The sequence below is a fragment of the Shewanella sp. Shew256 genome (genome assembly GCF_002196695.1).
Classification (GTDB): Bacteria; Pseudomonadota; Gammaproteobacteria; order Enterobacterales; family Shewanellaceae; genus Shewanella; species Shewanella mangrovisoli.
On record NZ_NAJR01000023.1, the window covers coordinates 1 to 15,457 of the forward strand.

10 protein-coding genes are annotated in these 15,457 nt (G+C 49.3%); 3 read left to right on the forward strand and 7 right to left on the reverse strand.

The window, feature by feature from the left end; translation table 11 throughout:
- Positions 1-911 precede the first annotated feature (911 nt).
- Positions 912-1,688 (reverse strand): hypothetical protein, encoded by a 777-nt coding sequence (locus tag B5P39_RS23025; RefSeq protein ID WP_088213072.1) that lies wholly within the window; start codon positions 1,686-1,688, stop codon positions 912-914.
- 270 nt (positions 1,689-1,958) lie between these two features.
- Between B5P39_RS23025 and B5P39_RS23030 the strand changes: the two genes are divergently transcribed.
- The gene (locus tag B5P39_RS23030) at positions 1,959-2,726 is read left to right on the forward strand and encodes a class I SAM-dependent methyltransferase (RefSeq protein ID WP_088213073.1); all 768 of its coding nucleotides are present in this window, start codon (positions 1,959-1,961) and stop codon (positions 2,724-2,726) included.
- Between the two features lie 25 nt (positions 2,727-2,751).
- On the opposite strand, the gene B5P39_RS23035 is transcribed toward B5P39_RS23030, so the two are convergent.
- The 3 genes from B5P39_RS23035 to B5P39_RS23045 form a co-directional block, all read right to left on the reverse strand.
- Positions 2,752-4,731, reverse strand: a complete 1,980-nt coding sequence (locus tag B5P39_RS23035) for a M14 family metallopeptidase (protein ID WP_088213074.1) — start codon at positions 4,729-4,731, stop codon at positions 2,752-2,754.
- Positions 4,732-4,861: 130 nt separating this feature from the next.
- Positions 4,862-5,986 carry an FUSC family protein gene (locus B5P39_RS23040; RefSeq protein ID WP_086902868.1) on the reverse strand — a complete coding sequence of 375 codons (1,125 nt, stop codon included), beginning with the start codon at positions 5,984-5,986 and terminating at the stop codon, positions 4,862-4,864.
- Between the two features lie 263 nt (positions 5,987-6,249).
- Positions 6,250-7,479, reverse strand: coding sequence for a dicarboxylate/amino acid:cation symporter (locus tag B5P39_RS23045; protein ID WP_088213075.1), 1,230 nt, complete (start codon positions 7,477-7,479; stop codon positions 6,250-6,252).
- A gap of 436 nt (positions 7,480-7,915) precedes the next feature.
- Between B5P39_RS23045 and B5P39_RS23050 the strand changes: the two genes are divergently transcribed.
- Positions 7,916-8,296, forward strand: a complete 381-nt coding sequence (locus B5P39_RS23050; protein WP_254915850.1) for a DUF7716 domain-containing protein — start codon at positions 7,916-7,918, stop codon at positions 8,294-8,296.
- An 82-nt stretch (positions 8,297-8,378) separates the two neighbouring features.
- Here the strand turns inward: B5P39_RS23050 and B5P39_RS23055 are convergent, their stop codons facing one another.
- A complete protein-coding gene (locus B5P39_RS23055) occupies positions 8,379-10,112 on the reverse strand; it encodes a hypothetical protein (protein WP_088213077.1) in 1,734 nt (577 codons plus the stop codon).
- Positions 10,113-10,518: 406 nt separating this feature from the next.
- On the opposite strand from B5P39_RS23055, the gene B5P39_RS23060 reads away from it, so the two are divergent.
- Positions 10,519-11,982, forward strand: coding sequence for an OmpA family protein (locus tag B5P39_RS23060; RefSeq protein WP_088213078.1), 1,464 nt, complete (start codon positions 10,519-10,521; stop codon positions 11,980-11,982).
- Between the two features lie 113 nt (positions 11,983-12,095).
- Here the strand turns inward: B5P39_RS23060 and B5P39_RS23065 are convergent, their stop codons facing one another.
- On the reverse strand, positions 12,096-13,655 hold the full coding sequence (locus B5P39_RS23065; RefSeq protein ID WP_088213079.1) for an AbgT family transporter: 1,560 nt from the start codon (positions 13,653-13,655) through the stop codon (positions 12,096-12,098).
- Positions 13,656-13,900: 245 nt separating this feature from the next.
- Complete coding sequence (locus B5P39_RS23070) at positions 13,901-15,442, reverse strand: phosphoenolpyruvate carboxykinase (protein WP_088213080.1); 1,542 nt, start codon at positions 15,440-15,442, stop codon at positions 13,901-13,903.
- Between the last annotated feature and the right edge of the window lie 15 nt (positions 15,443-15,457).

A 15,457-nucleotide genomic window follows, 5' to 3' on the forward strand; every position in this document is an offset into this window, starting at 1 on the left:
ATCGACATCACAAAACACTTCCACTAATTTATGCATAGGCCCTCCGGTGTGATGAGGTTTCTCTTGGTCGAAAGATCCGATCACTTGGAGGGCTATTAGTTCAAATTTTTTTATCCCGAGTTCAGGTCAAGTTAGAAACCGAATCAAAGGTACTTTCCCCAAAAGTGGTCCAATCCGTAAAGATTTCGAAATAGTATTCTATAAAGCAGACCGTAGATTGTGCAGTTATCAGGAAATGCTAATTGCTCAGCCGACTGAGGTCTAAGAAAATCACCAATTTGATAGCTTTACTTTGTGCTCTAAGCGGCAAATAAGGCTGCGTTATCAATAGATTTTCCCACTGTTGTAACTTCCTATCTGATTAAAATTCTAACATGCGCTAGGTTCCAGAAAGACGAGAGTTTATCGAGACACCCATTGTTAAATATTCTTACGGGAATGGTCGAGCTGGCAAAACTCTTGTGGGATTAACAGTCAGCACCGAGAAAACGTAAGGATAGGTATTACTCGACTATCAATGGTTGCACCAAACCCAGCATTGTTGCACCAGTGACCTTCTAAAACATGGATGTTTTAGTAGAGCCTACAAGGACGTATCCACGGCGAGTCACTGGCGTAACAGTGCGAAAGCCTGCGGCAGGCAATTAGGGTATACAATAGCCAGAAGCCATGATGCCGCCTATTAGCCCCTCAAATCATGACCGAACCTACTGTTCAGAATTGAGACTGAGAAAGTCTCAGACACAAAAAAAGATGCCACTACAAGGGGTTAGTGGCATAAAGTGCATAAGAATGTCCATGGAACGGTAACGCAAAGGGGTGGGTAGAAGACTGACATTTGGTTGGGTACTGCAACATCAGTCTCTACGCCGGGAAGTTGGTCGAGCGGTAACGCTGTTAATCTAACGGGCTTAGTGTTTGCTTACTGGGCCATCGATTTTATCGAAGCTCACATCCCCTGAACCTGCCGAGAGAATCGTTAAGCCCTTAGTGTTCACCACATTGATATCGCCTGAGCCATCGTTGATGGTGACTGTGTTTTGCACATTGGCGACGTTGATTTCGCCAGAGCCGTCATCGATGGTGATGCTGCCTTTAATATCATTGACTTGGATGCCGCCAGAGCCGTCGACAATCGCCAGATTACCGTTGACTTGGCTGACTTCAATCGCGCCAGAACCATCGTCGATGCTGACATTATTGCCGCCATGGATAACCAGTTCGCCCGAGCCATCCTTGACCTTGATATCCGCGGTCATCTTGTTGATCAAAATCGCACCCGAATCATCGTCAATATCCAGCGCTAATCCAGCGGGCACTTGTAACTTAAGGTCGATATAGGGTGAGTAATTGCTAAAGCTGCTATGGGATTCAAAGTCAGCCTTAAGCTGGGCTTTGTTGGCCTTTTTCTCAAGGGTGAGAATCACTTTGCTATCGTCATTGCTATAGATATCAGCCACTAACTTAATTTGGGTTAGGCCTTCGACACCGATAATTTCAAGGCTGCCTGCACCGGTTTCAGCGACGAGTTCTTGCAGGTCTTGAGCATCGAGGCTGAGTTCACGTTGCTGGTGGTCTAAATCCGGCATGCCGGCGGCGTTCACATTGATAATGCAGCCAGTGAGTGACACGCCAACGGTAAAGACGGCGACAAATCCGAGGGTGAATATAAAAGGGCGTAGTGACATTTTCTTCTTCCTTGTTATCGACACTCGACGAGCGACTGAGTGCTGAGCTATTAGCGATAAGCTTGATATCTCTCGTGATTGCACATCCTATGCCAATTTTAAAACGTATTAATAATCATGCAGATAAATTAAATGTGTCCGCTTGGGCGCAGGCGGACATGTCCGCTGAATGAGTGATTTTTCCCAAAGAGTGGTGAAATTAATCACTTATTCGGTTAGCGTGTGTCCATTCAGCCCGCGTGGCTAACAGCATAATCAGAAAGGATTCATATGGATTACTTAACGACCAATAAAATCGCTTGGGATGCCCGCACTCGGGTGCACTTAACCTCTGATTTTTATGATGTTGAAGGCTTTTTGAATGGCAACACCTCCTTAACGGAAATCGAATTAAATGAGCTTGCGGTAGCGGGTAAGAGCCTACTGCATCTGCAATGTCACTTTGGTTTAGATACCCTGTCGTGGGCGCGAATGGGCGCAAAAGTGATTGGGGTCGATTTATCCGAGGTGGCGATTGCTGAGGCGTGCAAGTTGGCGCAGCAGACGCAGTTGTCCGCCGAGTTTATCTGTAGCGATGTCTACAGCGTAGCGGGCAAGGTTGAGCCGCAAGATATTGTCTTTACCTCCTATGGCGCCATTGTATGGCTGCCGGATTTAACGCTTTGGGCGCAGACCATTGCGGCGTGTTTAAAGCCCGGCGGACAGTTTTATATGGCCGAATTTCATCCGGCGCAGCAGCTATTCGATGGGTATAGCTATTTTAATCGCGGTGAGCCAGATATAGAGCAGGAAGGGACCTATACCGAGAATGCCGGTGATGAGCAGCAGACCTTAATGTGCTGGTCGCATAGCTTGTCTGAGGTGATCAATGCCTTGTTGCAGGCGGGCTTAGTGTTGGAGTTCTTCCACGAATTTGCGTTTAGCCCCTATAACTGTTTCGCAGGGCTAGAGGCGCAAGCCGATGGCCGTTATGTGCTTACACACCAAGGGCAGCATGTGCCCTTGGTGTATAGCATTAGCGTGCGTAAGCCTGCTTAATCCTTGCTGTTTTTAACTGCGAGGATTAACGGCTACGGTAGACCGGATATTTAAGATATTGATTATCGTAGTAAGGGCTGCGCTCATAGAACCAGCGTAAGCGTGCCTCGGGATCGGCGGCAAACTCTGGGTTTTCCAGCGCTTTGTTAAATGCGGCCTGTAACTTGGGATCTTCCTTCAGCATCTTGGCGGCCAGCGGCTCTACGGCGTAGTCCTCAATATATTCGGTACGGGTAAAGATAGGGTTGAAGAAGCCCCATTGCAGTAACGAGTCCGGTGATTGTGGCTCGAGCAGTAAAATCGCCAGTTCGCCTAAGGGTTGATCTGTGCTGACTTTCACTGTACCCGCGGGCAAGGTGGTGGTTAGTTTCGCTAGTGTCGAGTCGGCCTTCACCGTGAGTCGTCCCTCGAACGCCTTGGTATTAAACACCGGATTGCTCAAGCTGTATTGCTGCAATTTAAGCTCTGTTGGCTTGCTTAAACGTGTCATCCGAATGCCGTGTAGATTTAAGCGGTCGATCACTTGTGTCCACTGGGCGGGAATATAGTAAGCACTCGGGCGAGTGACTTTTATATCGGGCACGGTTTCGGCAATCACAGGTAAATTCGGGTACAGCTTAGGCTCGCCCGTCCAGCGCACTACTTCGGTGCCGCTAATCGGACTCTGCTCTAACTTGTAATCTATGCCTTTAAAATCCCAACCCTTAGCCAGCGGTGCCGATTTCCACGTTAATGTGATCAGTGGCGAGGCGCGGTATTTATCCTCTTGAATCGCACTCTTTAACTTGGTCGCTTGGTCGCCAACGGTTTTTAGGGTTTGCTCTAGCATCACATAGGTGCCAAGTACGCGCTGCTTAAAGGGTTTTAAGCTGTGGTTCTCAATCAAAATAGTGGGCAGATGGCGGGCGTCACCATAACCATTAGAGAAACGTGGGCTAGGGTTCCACAGTGACATGCCTTTAGTGATATCGGTATTGTCGACGGCGAAAATTAGCGGACCAGGGATATGGCCTTGGGCGCTTAGTGCAGCTTCTACCGCTGGGCGGTAGCTATTTTCGAGCCAGCGGAAACTGGCAGGACTCAAGCCTTGGGCGAGGTTGTAGCCGAAGGTGATGTCGTATTGGTAGTCGATACCGTCGGTGACATGCACATCGATATACAGATCCGGTTGCCACACATTAATCGCCCGCAGCATATGCTGCATTTCTAAGGTGTCGGCCTTGGCGTAGTCGCGGTTCAGGTTGAGGTTATTGGCATTGGTGCGCCAGCCCATATTGACCGGACCGCGTTGATTTACGCGGTTAAATTCGCCGCTGCGTTCATGGGCATCGACGCTAAACATAGGCACAAACAGCAAGTTGGCCTTTTCGAGCAGGTCGCTCTTGTCGCCTTTGACTATATCCCGCAGCAGCATCATGCCGGCGTCTTTACCGTCGATTTCGCCCGCGTGGATCCCCGCCTGCACCAGAATCGTCGGCTTAGTGTTTTGCTTTAGACGTGCCGATTCGTTAATGCCTTCACTGCTGGCGACATACATCCAAATATCGCGCCCTTGAGGGCTCTTGCCTAGGCTAACTTTCTGCAATTTGGTGGTTTCGGCCGCCAATCGGTCGAGCCAAGTGATGGTGTCGTCATAGCTTGGGCTTTCGGTGCCGTTGCTTTGCTCGAAGGGCGTCGCCCATTCGTTATCGGTGCTGAGTAACAGCGACTCACTAGCACCGTGCCACGTGATGCTCGGCGGGAGAATGGCATCATTCACAAAGGTATTGGCGCGAGTCGGTGTCGCAGTCACTGCGGCTTCGGGAGCAACTTCTGTTGCGGGCAAAGCGCTGCTGTCGGCACTGGTGTCAACCGCGTCGGTTTTAGCGGCCTCAGTGTTTGCAGCTCCAGTCGTTACTTCGGGTTGCGCGACTTCGGCATTTGCGGCAACGGCTAATTGGGCGGTGAATAGTGAACCCGCCGATAAGCAGGCAATGGCGATAACGGAAGGGGAAAACAAGCGCATGAAACAGTCCACACATCGAATTTTTATTAGGGCGGTATCTTTTCATTAAGCCCCTGCGAGTGCAAGGGCTGCCAAGGGTTTATCTTGATCTGACTGAGTGATTTTCGCTGCCATTCCCCGTGCTAACAGCCTATGAAGGCTTGGCGGTTTTATGTAACACGGTTTGTCCGCTATAGGCGATTTCGATAATCTCGATATCGGCGTAGAGGGCTTCGACGGCGATGGCGAGTTGATAGATAAGCCAGCCGTATCCCGTGAGGGCAAATCCCTGCGCTACCTCGTTTGCCACAGAGGTTGAGGCGTGGTCTGGCGCGGGAGTTGCTAAGCTGAGTTGTAATCTGTGTTGCAACTCTTGCTCTAATGCATTCGGTAGTGTGGGCAATGTGGCTGTTTTGCCTGCAACAAATTCACTCAGCCTGTGAAGATAAGCCGTCAGCTCGGCGGCGACTTTGTTGATTTGGTGATATGCCTCTTTGTCGGCCTCCTGCCAGCGACTCAAAGGTAATAACTCGAGTAGGGTGATCAATCTAACCTGTTTATTAACTAATTCTGCCAGCAGCACTTTATGTTTTTTCAGGGTTTGGCTTTCCCACTCAAGGGAGAAAAACAGTTTCTTCTGGGTTAATACCGCCTTCATCGCCGCCTCGAGTTCGGCGCGAAAATCTAAATCATGGTTGGCGGGGGCCTGTAGATGTTGGGTCAGCACTTTGGCCATATTGTCGATGGCATTAGCGAGCTGGCTGCGCCAGTCCTGTTTGGCCTTAATCGGGAAGATAAACAGCGACACCAGAATAGCGATAACACAACCGAGCAGAATATTCGCCGTGCGCCAGAGCGCCTCTGAGGTGTCGTGGTTCGCATCGCCCACCACGATTATAATGGTGAATCCCGCCACCAGATAGGCATAGCTGTAGCGCCCCGCAGAGATAAAACAGATCAGCGTCACCCCTAAGATCAGCAGCCCCATAATCAGCCAATAACTGTCGATAGTGGCCACTAACATCACGCCATAAGCCGAACCTAAACAAGTGCCTACTGCCCGTTGCAGGGACTTTTCAATCGCGCCGCCCACCTGTGGCAGACTCATCATAATGATCACTATGGTCACCATGCTCCAAATAAAATGCGGCGGCGACCAAATGGCGTTAATGGTGACGGCAATTAGCAGGGCGAGGCCGAGTTTAAGGGCGTGAATGGCACGGAAATGACGATAGATAAAGTCGGCAAAAGGGCTTGCAGGGGCAAAAACGGACATAATGCAACACTCCTTTGGACTGATAGTAGCCAAGCCATTATCGCAGAAAGGCATTGTGCTCGTGTGGCTCGGCGGATAAAGAAATACAAATTGCGAGGCGGCGCCGTTTGAGCTTAGCTCAAGGCGTCGCCAAGATCACATTAATCTGCATTAAGTGATACAAAATCAGTGGGATAAGATGCGGTATATCGAAGTTTAAGCCATAAAAAAGGCTTGAATAAGGAAGCCTATTCAAGCCTAGATACACTCGCGTATTGACTCTATTAGTTCGAGTTTGGCTCTGCGGTGTACTTATCCATAATCACGGCGCAGGCGGCGTCACCCGTGATGTTGAGCGCGGTGCGGATCATGTCAAATACCCGGTCGAGGGCGAATAACAGCGGTAAACCATCAATCGGAATACCAGCGGCCAGTAGCACTGCGACCACTAAAAACGATGGACCGGGCACACCCGCTTGGCCAATGGCGCCTAAGGTTGAGGTAAAGATAATCGCGGCATAGGCGGTCATCGACAGATCGACGTTGTACATTTGCGCGAAGAACATGGCGACTAAACCATAGTAAATCGCGTTGCCGCTCATATTGATGGTGGCGCCTAAGGGCAGCACAAAGGCGGTGGTAGCCTTAGAAACCTTAAGATCTTCTTCGCAGGTTTCCATATTCACTGGCAGCGTTGCCATGGATGAAGCGGTAGACAGTGCCATCACCTGAGGTTTTTTCATCGCCGAAATAAATTGGCGCGCCGATACCCTAGAAAACAGCTGTACCACTAAGGGGAAGAACACAAAACCGTAGATCAGAATCGCGGCCACAAACACGGCAAACAGCTTAAACACCACTTCTAAGGCATCGAAACCGAAGGTGCCGACGGAATCGGCCATCAAACCAAATACCCCAATGGGGGCAATCACCATCACACAGTTAATCATCCACACAAAGGCGTCGACGACGGTATTTAACGCCGCCATGATGGGCTTAGCTCCATCGCCTTTGACCTTGGTCAGTGCGATACCGAAAAATATACTAAACACCAGAATTTGAAGGATATTCCCGCCAGTTAGCGATTCGAACACATTGGTTGGGATCATGCCAATAAAGGTGTCCATTACCCCAGGCAGTGCGCCATGCTCAGCGGTCACTTCCATCAGGCCGCTACTGCTATGGGCGGTAAAGTCGACACCCGCGCCGGGGGTAAACATATTGCCCATGACTAATGCCAAGGTAACGGCAATCCCTGAGGTGACAATAAAGAAACCGAAGGTGCCGACACCAATCTTACCCGCCGAGGGACTATCGCCTAGGCTGGCGGCGCCGCTGATGATAGAAACCAATACCAGTGGGATCACTAGCATTTTGATTAAATGGATAAAGATGGTACCCAGTGGTGCGAAGATGCTCGCACTTTCGCCCATCATAAAACCAACCAGTGCGCCAATCATCATGGCAATAACCACTTGCACACCAATGTTGCCTAATAAACTCTTGCTCTTCATTCTTGCGAAACTCCCCAGTTACCGCGGCATTTTGTGTCTTAAGACTAGTTATCTATTTACAGGCCTGCCCTCGCTTTTGGCGTAAAAGCTCAGCCCTGACACGTTTTTTGGGCGCTTAAGGTATCACAGTTGGCGTAACGGGTTTTGTGAAACATCACCAAGCTTGGTTTGAAAATAACCAAAATCTAAATAACACAACGCCTAAATTGATTATGTTTAAAAATTCATATCCTAAAATGATTTTTGTTTAATTATGGCTTGGGTTTTGTCCATCGAATTGATGAATTGTGATTTTGGCTTTGATGGACGCAGATATCCTCTCGTATTCTTGGCGCGGGTTGAGTCGCGAGAACTCCCATCTCTTACTGGTATGCATCTTGAGAGTAGTGAATTGCCTCTATGACCATGCAACTTAGTGACTCACTCGGTTTTCCCTATGACAACGCCATTCGAGGACATTATGAATATCACCTCATTTTTCGGCCAGCCCGAGTCGTTACAGTGCTGGATAAGAAAGTGCATCGAACAACCCAGATTAAGTTATTGGCTGGTTTATCAAGATCTTGATGAAGGTGAATCCCTACAGCTGACCACGTTATTATTCCCGATAGTGGCCGATATGAGGGATCTATCAGATGCCGAAATCGATGCCTTTGAGGATGGCTTAGGCCACAGTGACTATGGTTACCTACTAAACACGGATCAAATCGAGGATGTGATTGATAATCTTAAGCAGCAAAAAGCTCAGCCCAGTGAACAGGAACTGCTTGAAGCGATTATCTTTTACTATGAGCGAGATGCGTTTATCTGCCTCTGACGGGCTCTTTGCGAGGTATTTCGACTTAAGTTGAGATAAGCGCCCCGGAGGAATCAACTCAGGGGCGCGGAGGGAGTATGGTTTACTTTGCTAGCGACTTAAAGTGGTTGTGCAGGGTATTGCTGAAGCTTTGGTCGTAGGTAAAGCGATATAACTGTTTATTGTCAGTCGTATCAAATGCCGTGTTTAGCTCAACTTCAGTCAGCAAGTTTGAGGTCACAAGGTAGTAGCGAGGTTGCACCATCTGGCTCGCAATCGGATCCTCCACAATTTCAGTGATAGTTAGCAGCTTGCCGCCGTTTGGACTGGTGCTAATGCTCCATTCATGTTGGCTTTCAGGCTGACCGAAGCTATCGAGAATGGTGAATTTATTCGTTGAGTCCTCAACGTAACTCTCGGGGTAAGCGAAGGGCCACAATAGTTCCACGATCAAGCTAGTAGAAAGCTCGCTCGCGGTTTCAACGCCCGTTTCATAGGTGATGGGATCTTCTGCGCGGCATAACACATCGGCCGTTTGCTTAATGTCCATGCGATATATTTGTGAAGGCCAACTGAGTGACGCCAGCTTAAGGTCGCTCGGGAGGTTTGCCAGCAAATCCTGCCAGTCGGCGGCCGTGTTTTGATACTTATGGAAATTCATTTCGACAGGGACTTCAGTGCCGGCATAAACGGTTTTTAATTGATTGCCTTCAATCACAGGTTCTTTAAGCACATACCCTTGGTCGTTACGCGAGGCATTGATCCATTTTTTCATCGGCTCATTCCAGCATTCGGTAGGGACTTCCTCTCCCGACGTGTTGTCGAAGATCATCACAGCGTCACCTGAAAATACGCCAGTAAGAGTTTGGTCAGCAGTACCATAATCTAAGCTGACAAAGTGGCTGTTGCGAACGGTGGCGATATTGAGCACATGAGATGCATCGGTATGATTGAGCATGCTGCTAAACACTGTATCCCAGTCAGTGCTGTTCATCGCCTTGTCATCAACCGGCGCTTCCATATAACCGAAGGACACTAAGGTGCTCTCCACCTTATTAGTGACGGCAACGGGATTAGTTTGCAGATAGGCCTCAGTGCCAAAACCATACCCTAGGATTAAATTCTCGAAGGCTTCAAATGCGGCGATCAACACTTCGATAGCCGCCAAAATTTCCACCGTGCGCTCGTTGGTGAGGTTTAACAGGTAATCGTGTAACAGCAGGGTGTCGATAAATGTGGGTTGCAGGGTGATTTCGGGCGAAAGACTAAATAAATCGGCTTCGACTTGCTTAAATCCTGTGGCGTATAGGTTTTTGAGTTTGGCGCGGAACTCAATCACTTGCTGTGGCGTTAAGTCTGCCTCAATCATCTTGCGATAGCGTGAAAACTCAATATTAGTCAGCGCGTTGATATGACCCGCATGATCGGGCAGGGCAACGATATTCATGCCACCTGTGGTGGCGTTGGTGTGAGCAGCGGCGGAGCTCACCGTCAATGCTGAGCGTGCCGATGAAGGCGCGTTATCAATCCAGTCGGCCAGCAGGTAATAGTTAGGTTTTTCGGTCGCGCTTTTCCAATCGATTTGATACTTACCGTCAGTGCCTGTAGTGGTGCTCGGTTCACCCTCTGAGCAGCTTAAGTCTTGGTTAAGATCGACGCACACGTTGGCCCCGGCGATAGCGCCGATATAAGTGACCTGACCTATGACTTTGTGTGCGTATTCTGTGGGTGGCGTTGGCTCTGGCGTCGTGGTGGTGTCATCTTTATCGTCGGAGCCAGAACATGCCGTCAGCAAACTGGTGGCGATCAGCAAAGAGAGCAGTTTAGGTTTAAACATCTTGTGTCCTTACATCAATTCGGCAATTTCCATTGCACTAAGTTAGCGTGGAGTCATCTGATAACGTCGAGTATTCAACGTGTTGCAGTGTTATTCGTGGCCAAGCCAAATAGCATGAGCCAAGGTGACTAAGAAGGGAGTGAGTATCGGTTTGAGTGGATAAAAATCGACGCCGCTTGTGATAAAACATGCGGCTTGATGTGAAATCCCTTTCACGACAACGCTTGGCATCCTTCCGGTCAAAATGCGGCTGTTTTTAAATCAGTCTGCATTTTCGACAGCTATTTTTGCCTGTACAACCCATCGCCTCAATCACGCTAAAGTATTAACTTGTTTCATATTTGTTATTGCACAATCCGTTTAGTGTTACTTTTCGCAGCAGTATTTCTATGGAGGGTAGATATTGATGCGTGTTTCTAAGCGGAGTTATTTAGCGGGGTTATTGGCTATGTCGACGAGCCTGTTGCCTTTGTCGTTAATGGCGGCGGATGAGGGGTTATTCACGCCTTTTCCTACGGCGAAATTAAAGGATGAATTGACGCGCCATTATGCCGAATATCCCTTTATTATCAGCGCGGGTGAACAAAGGTCTGACTATCGTTTTAAGCCTATCTTCGGTCAGGTCTATCAGCAAAAATACAAATTAGCGCCCGAATACAGCCCTGCGCATATTCTCGATAATTACCGTGAACAGATTAAAAAACTTGGTGGCGAAGTCCTATTCGAGTGTCTGCTTGAGGCCTGTGGTGATTCTCGCCTATTGCAAGAGAAAATTGCCCTCTTGGATGGCGTTATTGGTGTTGAAAGTGGTTACTTGTTTGCTCGAGTGAAGAATGAGCAAAAAGAGTTTTATACCGCCATACAAGCCGCAAATCTGAAGAGTTCTGCGGGTATTCATATTACGACGCTCGAGGTGATCCCCGAGCCGTTAGATTTAGTCACGGTTAATGCTGCATTTTTACAGCAGGCGCCTAAGCAAATCGAGTTTAAAGATAATCAAAAGAAGGATACGAATGGCGCCGAGGATCATCCGCTCATCAGCCGCTTAAAGGGAAGCTATATCCAGGACTTTAAACGCCAAGGCTTTGCCAGCACAGTATTTGTGTCTTCAATGGATGCAAGCAATAAGCCTGTGCTGGTGGAGCGTGCGGGTAAGTTGACTCAAAATGGCTATTCGATACCAAAAGAATATTCGGGTTACGAGGTGTTCACTAACTATAAGGTGGCATTAACTAAACTCGGATTCGAGATGCAATTTGAGTGTCAGGGAAAGGCCTGTGGTAGGGAGGATAGGTTTATCAAAGCCATCGATTCTCTAGTGAATATCGGTAACGAAGACAGCCAGTTTTATGCTTGGTATACCTTAACGCGCCCCGAGGGGAATGTGCATGTGAGCACTTATACCATAGGTTATATCGGCGGGTTATGGACCGACTTGCGGGTGTTAGAGGAGACTGAGCTTAAGGATGACCGCGTGGGGATCAATCTTGAGGCGCTGACCGACCAAATTGAAGCTAAGGGCCATGTTGCCTTAGAAGGGTTGTTATTCGAGTACGATAGCGACAAGTTATTGCCCGAGGCGCAGCCCGTTGTCGAGGTGCTTGCCAGTTACTTAAAGGCAAATCCTAAGCGTGCATTTTATGTGGTGGGTCATACCGATGACAAAGGCAATCAGGCCTATAACCAAGGTCTATCCCAACGCCGCGCGGCGGCAATTGTGAAGTTATTGACCACGAGTCATGGTATTCAAACTCAGCAATTGGAAGCCGTAGGGATAGGTGAACATGCTCCCGTTGCTAGCAACAGTGATGAGACGGGGCAGCAGCAGAATCGCCGTGTCGAGTTAGTATTGAGATCGGATACTAAGTAAGCCCAATCGTTTGATTCAATAGATATAAAAATGGCGTCAGCTCTTATCGAGTTGGCGCCATTTTGGTTTATCTGGGATAGCTCTGCCGACGTCTCAGCCAAGCGATATTTATACTAAGTTAGTGCCGGGAAGGTCAGCGAGCTGCCAATTCCTAATGGCAGACCTAGGGCCCAGTAAGCCAATAAGAAACCGCTCCAAAGCAGGAGAAAACTGATTGAAAACGGCAACATCAGTGCCACTAGAGTGCCAATGCCTGATTCCTTAACGTATTTTTGGCAAAACACCACAATCAACGGAAAATAAGGCATCAGCGGAGTGATGATATTGGTCGACGAGTCGCCCACGCGGTAAGCGGCTTGGGTCAGATCGGGCGATACGCCTAGTTCCATTAACATGGGTACCATGATGGCTCCAATCAAAGCCCATTTGGCCGACGCCGAGCCGACTAATAGATTGACAAACGCCGTGAGAAACACAATCCCCACCAATGTTACGCCCATAGGAAGTGCCAATTCTTTCAACGCCAACGCGCCTTTAATCGCCATTAATGCGCCTAAATTGGATTGACCAAAGGCGTAAATAAACTGGGCGCAGAAGAAGGCCATAACGATGTAATAACCCATGCCGCTCATGGACTTACTCATGCCTTGGATAATGGCCCTGTGGTTATTCGCCGTGCCCGCAACATAGCCATAGACTATGCCTGGCACGAGGAAGAATACAAAAATAATCGCCACAATGGAGCGCATTAAGGGAGCCGAGGCACTGGTTAGCGCGCCATCGGTACCACGCCAGGCAGAGTTGTCACCATAGGCGGTAAACACCAGCCCTAAGGCACATAACAACATGGCGCCCATGGCAAATTTGAGACCACGGCGTTCATGGGGCGCCAGCTCATCAAGCGTTGGGAGCGTGCTGGGATCGCCATTCACTGTGGTGTTTTTTAGGCGCGGCTCAATCACTTTATCCGTTAAGAACCAGCCAACTAAGATGATTAACACGGCTGAAGCCGACGTAAAGAAGATATTATTCAGTGGGTTAATCGTTAGTGTGGCCGCTGATGGGTCGGCGGATAATCTTGCCGCGGCCTGAGTTAAGCCCGCTAACATAGGATCAAGGCTCGAAGGCACGCCCACGGTCGCAGAAAAACCGCCGGATACACCAGCAAAAGCGGCGGCAATACCGGCTAGGGGATGGCGACCCGCGGCATAGAAGATCACCGCGCCGAGCGGGATAACCAGTACATAACCCGCGTCAACCGCGACATGGCTCAGGATACCCACGGCGATCAATACCGGGGTGAGTAACATCTTGGGGGTCACTGATAAAATCGAGCGCAGCCCGGCATTAATAAAGCCAGTATGCTCTGCCACGCCAAGCCCAAGCATAGCAACCAGCACGACACCGAGCGGCGGGAAAGTCACAAAGGTGGAGACTATGTTCGAGGTAAAGGCTGTCAGTGCACCGCCTTCGAGCATATTCACGACTTGAATGGGGTTGCCTGTTCGAGGGTCGATTTCATCAAAACTGACACCCGATAATCCCCAGGAGATCAGCCAGACTAAGCCCAGAAACATCGCAAATAACACCGCCGGATCGGGCAGCTTATTGCCGACGACTTCGACGCCATTGAGAAATCGCTGGAATCCAGTGACAGGTTTATGGTTTTCCATTTGGGTGTCGCTTCCTAAAAATGATGATTGTTATCGATGATTATAAAAACGCAGCATTAATTTAAGCTTGGTTTAACTAATCGATAAGAAATAAAACACATAAAAATCTACCGCAGTGACTTTAGTGCGGCAGGCTCTTAGTCATCAAATCCATAGGCAAATAAAAAGCGCGGATTCATTACTGAATCCGCGCTTTTTTACTCAACAATGTGTTTGATTACATTATCTAAATGAATCCGCTGCGCTTATGCCTTTGGGCCAGCGTTACGGATGGCATCAGACACTTGGTACTTAGCGAAGTTCTTAGTGAAGGCTTCGGCCAGTTTTTGGGCGTATTCGGCGTACAGTGCCTTATCGCTCCAAGTGTTTACTGGGTTGAGTAGGTTAGTGTCTACACCCGGTACCGCCACAGGCACGGCCAGATTCAGTGTGTCTAAGTGTACGGTTTCGACGTTTTTCAGTTCACCGCTGACAATCGCATCGACAATCGCGCGCGTCGTTGGGATGTCGAAACGTTTACCAATACCGTGTGGGCCGCCAGTCCAGCCAGTGTTAACTAAGTACACTTGGCTACCGAATGACTCGATACGCTTCATCAGCAGCTCGGCATACACGCCCGCAGGACGTGGGAAGAAAGGTGCGCCGAAGCAGGTAGAGAAGGTGGATTGAATCGCAGAAGTTGAACCGATTTCAGTCGAACCGACTTTAGCTGTGTAACCCGAGAGGAAGTGGTAAGCCGCTTGCTCTTTGCTCAGGATAGAAACTGGTGGTAATACGCCAGACACGTCGCAGGTTAAGAACACCACTGCGTGCGGCTCGGCGCCACGGTTGTCTTCTTTACGCTGAGCGATATGCTCGAGTGGGTAAGCCGCACGGGTGTTTTCCGTCAGGCTGCTGTCTTTGTAGTTAGGCACGCGGTGCTCGTCCATGACCACGTTTTCCAGCACAGTACCGAAGCGAATCGCATCCCAAATCACAGGCTCGTTCTTTTGGCTCAGGTCGATACACTTGGCGTAGCAACCGCCTTCGATGTTGAATACGCCGCCCGGTGCCCAGCCGTGCTCATCGTCACCGATCAGGAAGCGTTTTGGATCCGCAGACAGGGTGGTTTTACCCGTGCCTGACAGACCGAAGAATAGGGTAGTGTCGCCGTCTTTACCTACGTTAGCCGAGCAGTGCATTGGCAATACGCCTTGGGCTGGCAGCAGGAAGTTTTGCACAGAGAACATCGACTTCTTCATTTCGCCAGCGTATTTCAGGCCCGCTAGCAACACTTTGCGCTCGGCAAAGTTTAAGATCACCGCCGCATCTGAATTGGTACCATCACGCTCAGGAACACAGACGAAGTCTGGCGCGTTGATGATTTGCCATACAGGCTTGTCTTGACGGTTAAATTCTTCTGGGATGATAAAAAGGTTGCGGGCGAACAGTTGGTGCCAAGCGTATTGAGTCGTCACGCGCACTGGCTGGTAATGTTCTGGATCTGCACCGACTTCGAGGTCAGATACAAACAACTCTTTATCGGCGAGGAATGCTTCTACGCGCGCCCATAATCCTTCAAAAGCACCGGGTTCAAATGCTTGGTTGACGGGTCCCCATTCGATGTCAGCCGCTGAACTGTCTTCTTTTACGATAAAACGATCGCCAGGAGAGCGACCGGTGCGGGTACCGGTTTTAGCGACCAGTGCGCCGTTTGCAGTCAATTCACCTTCGCCGCGTAGCAGGGCAAATTCGACCAGTTGTGCTGTTGAGGGGTTGTAATGAACGCGGTTTAATCCATCCGCCATAGTGAGGTCTCCATT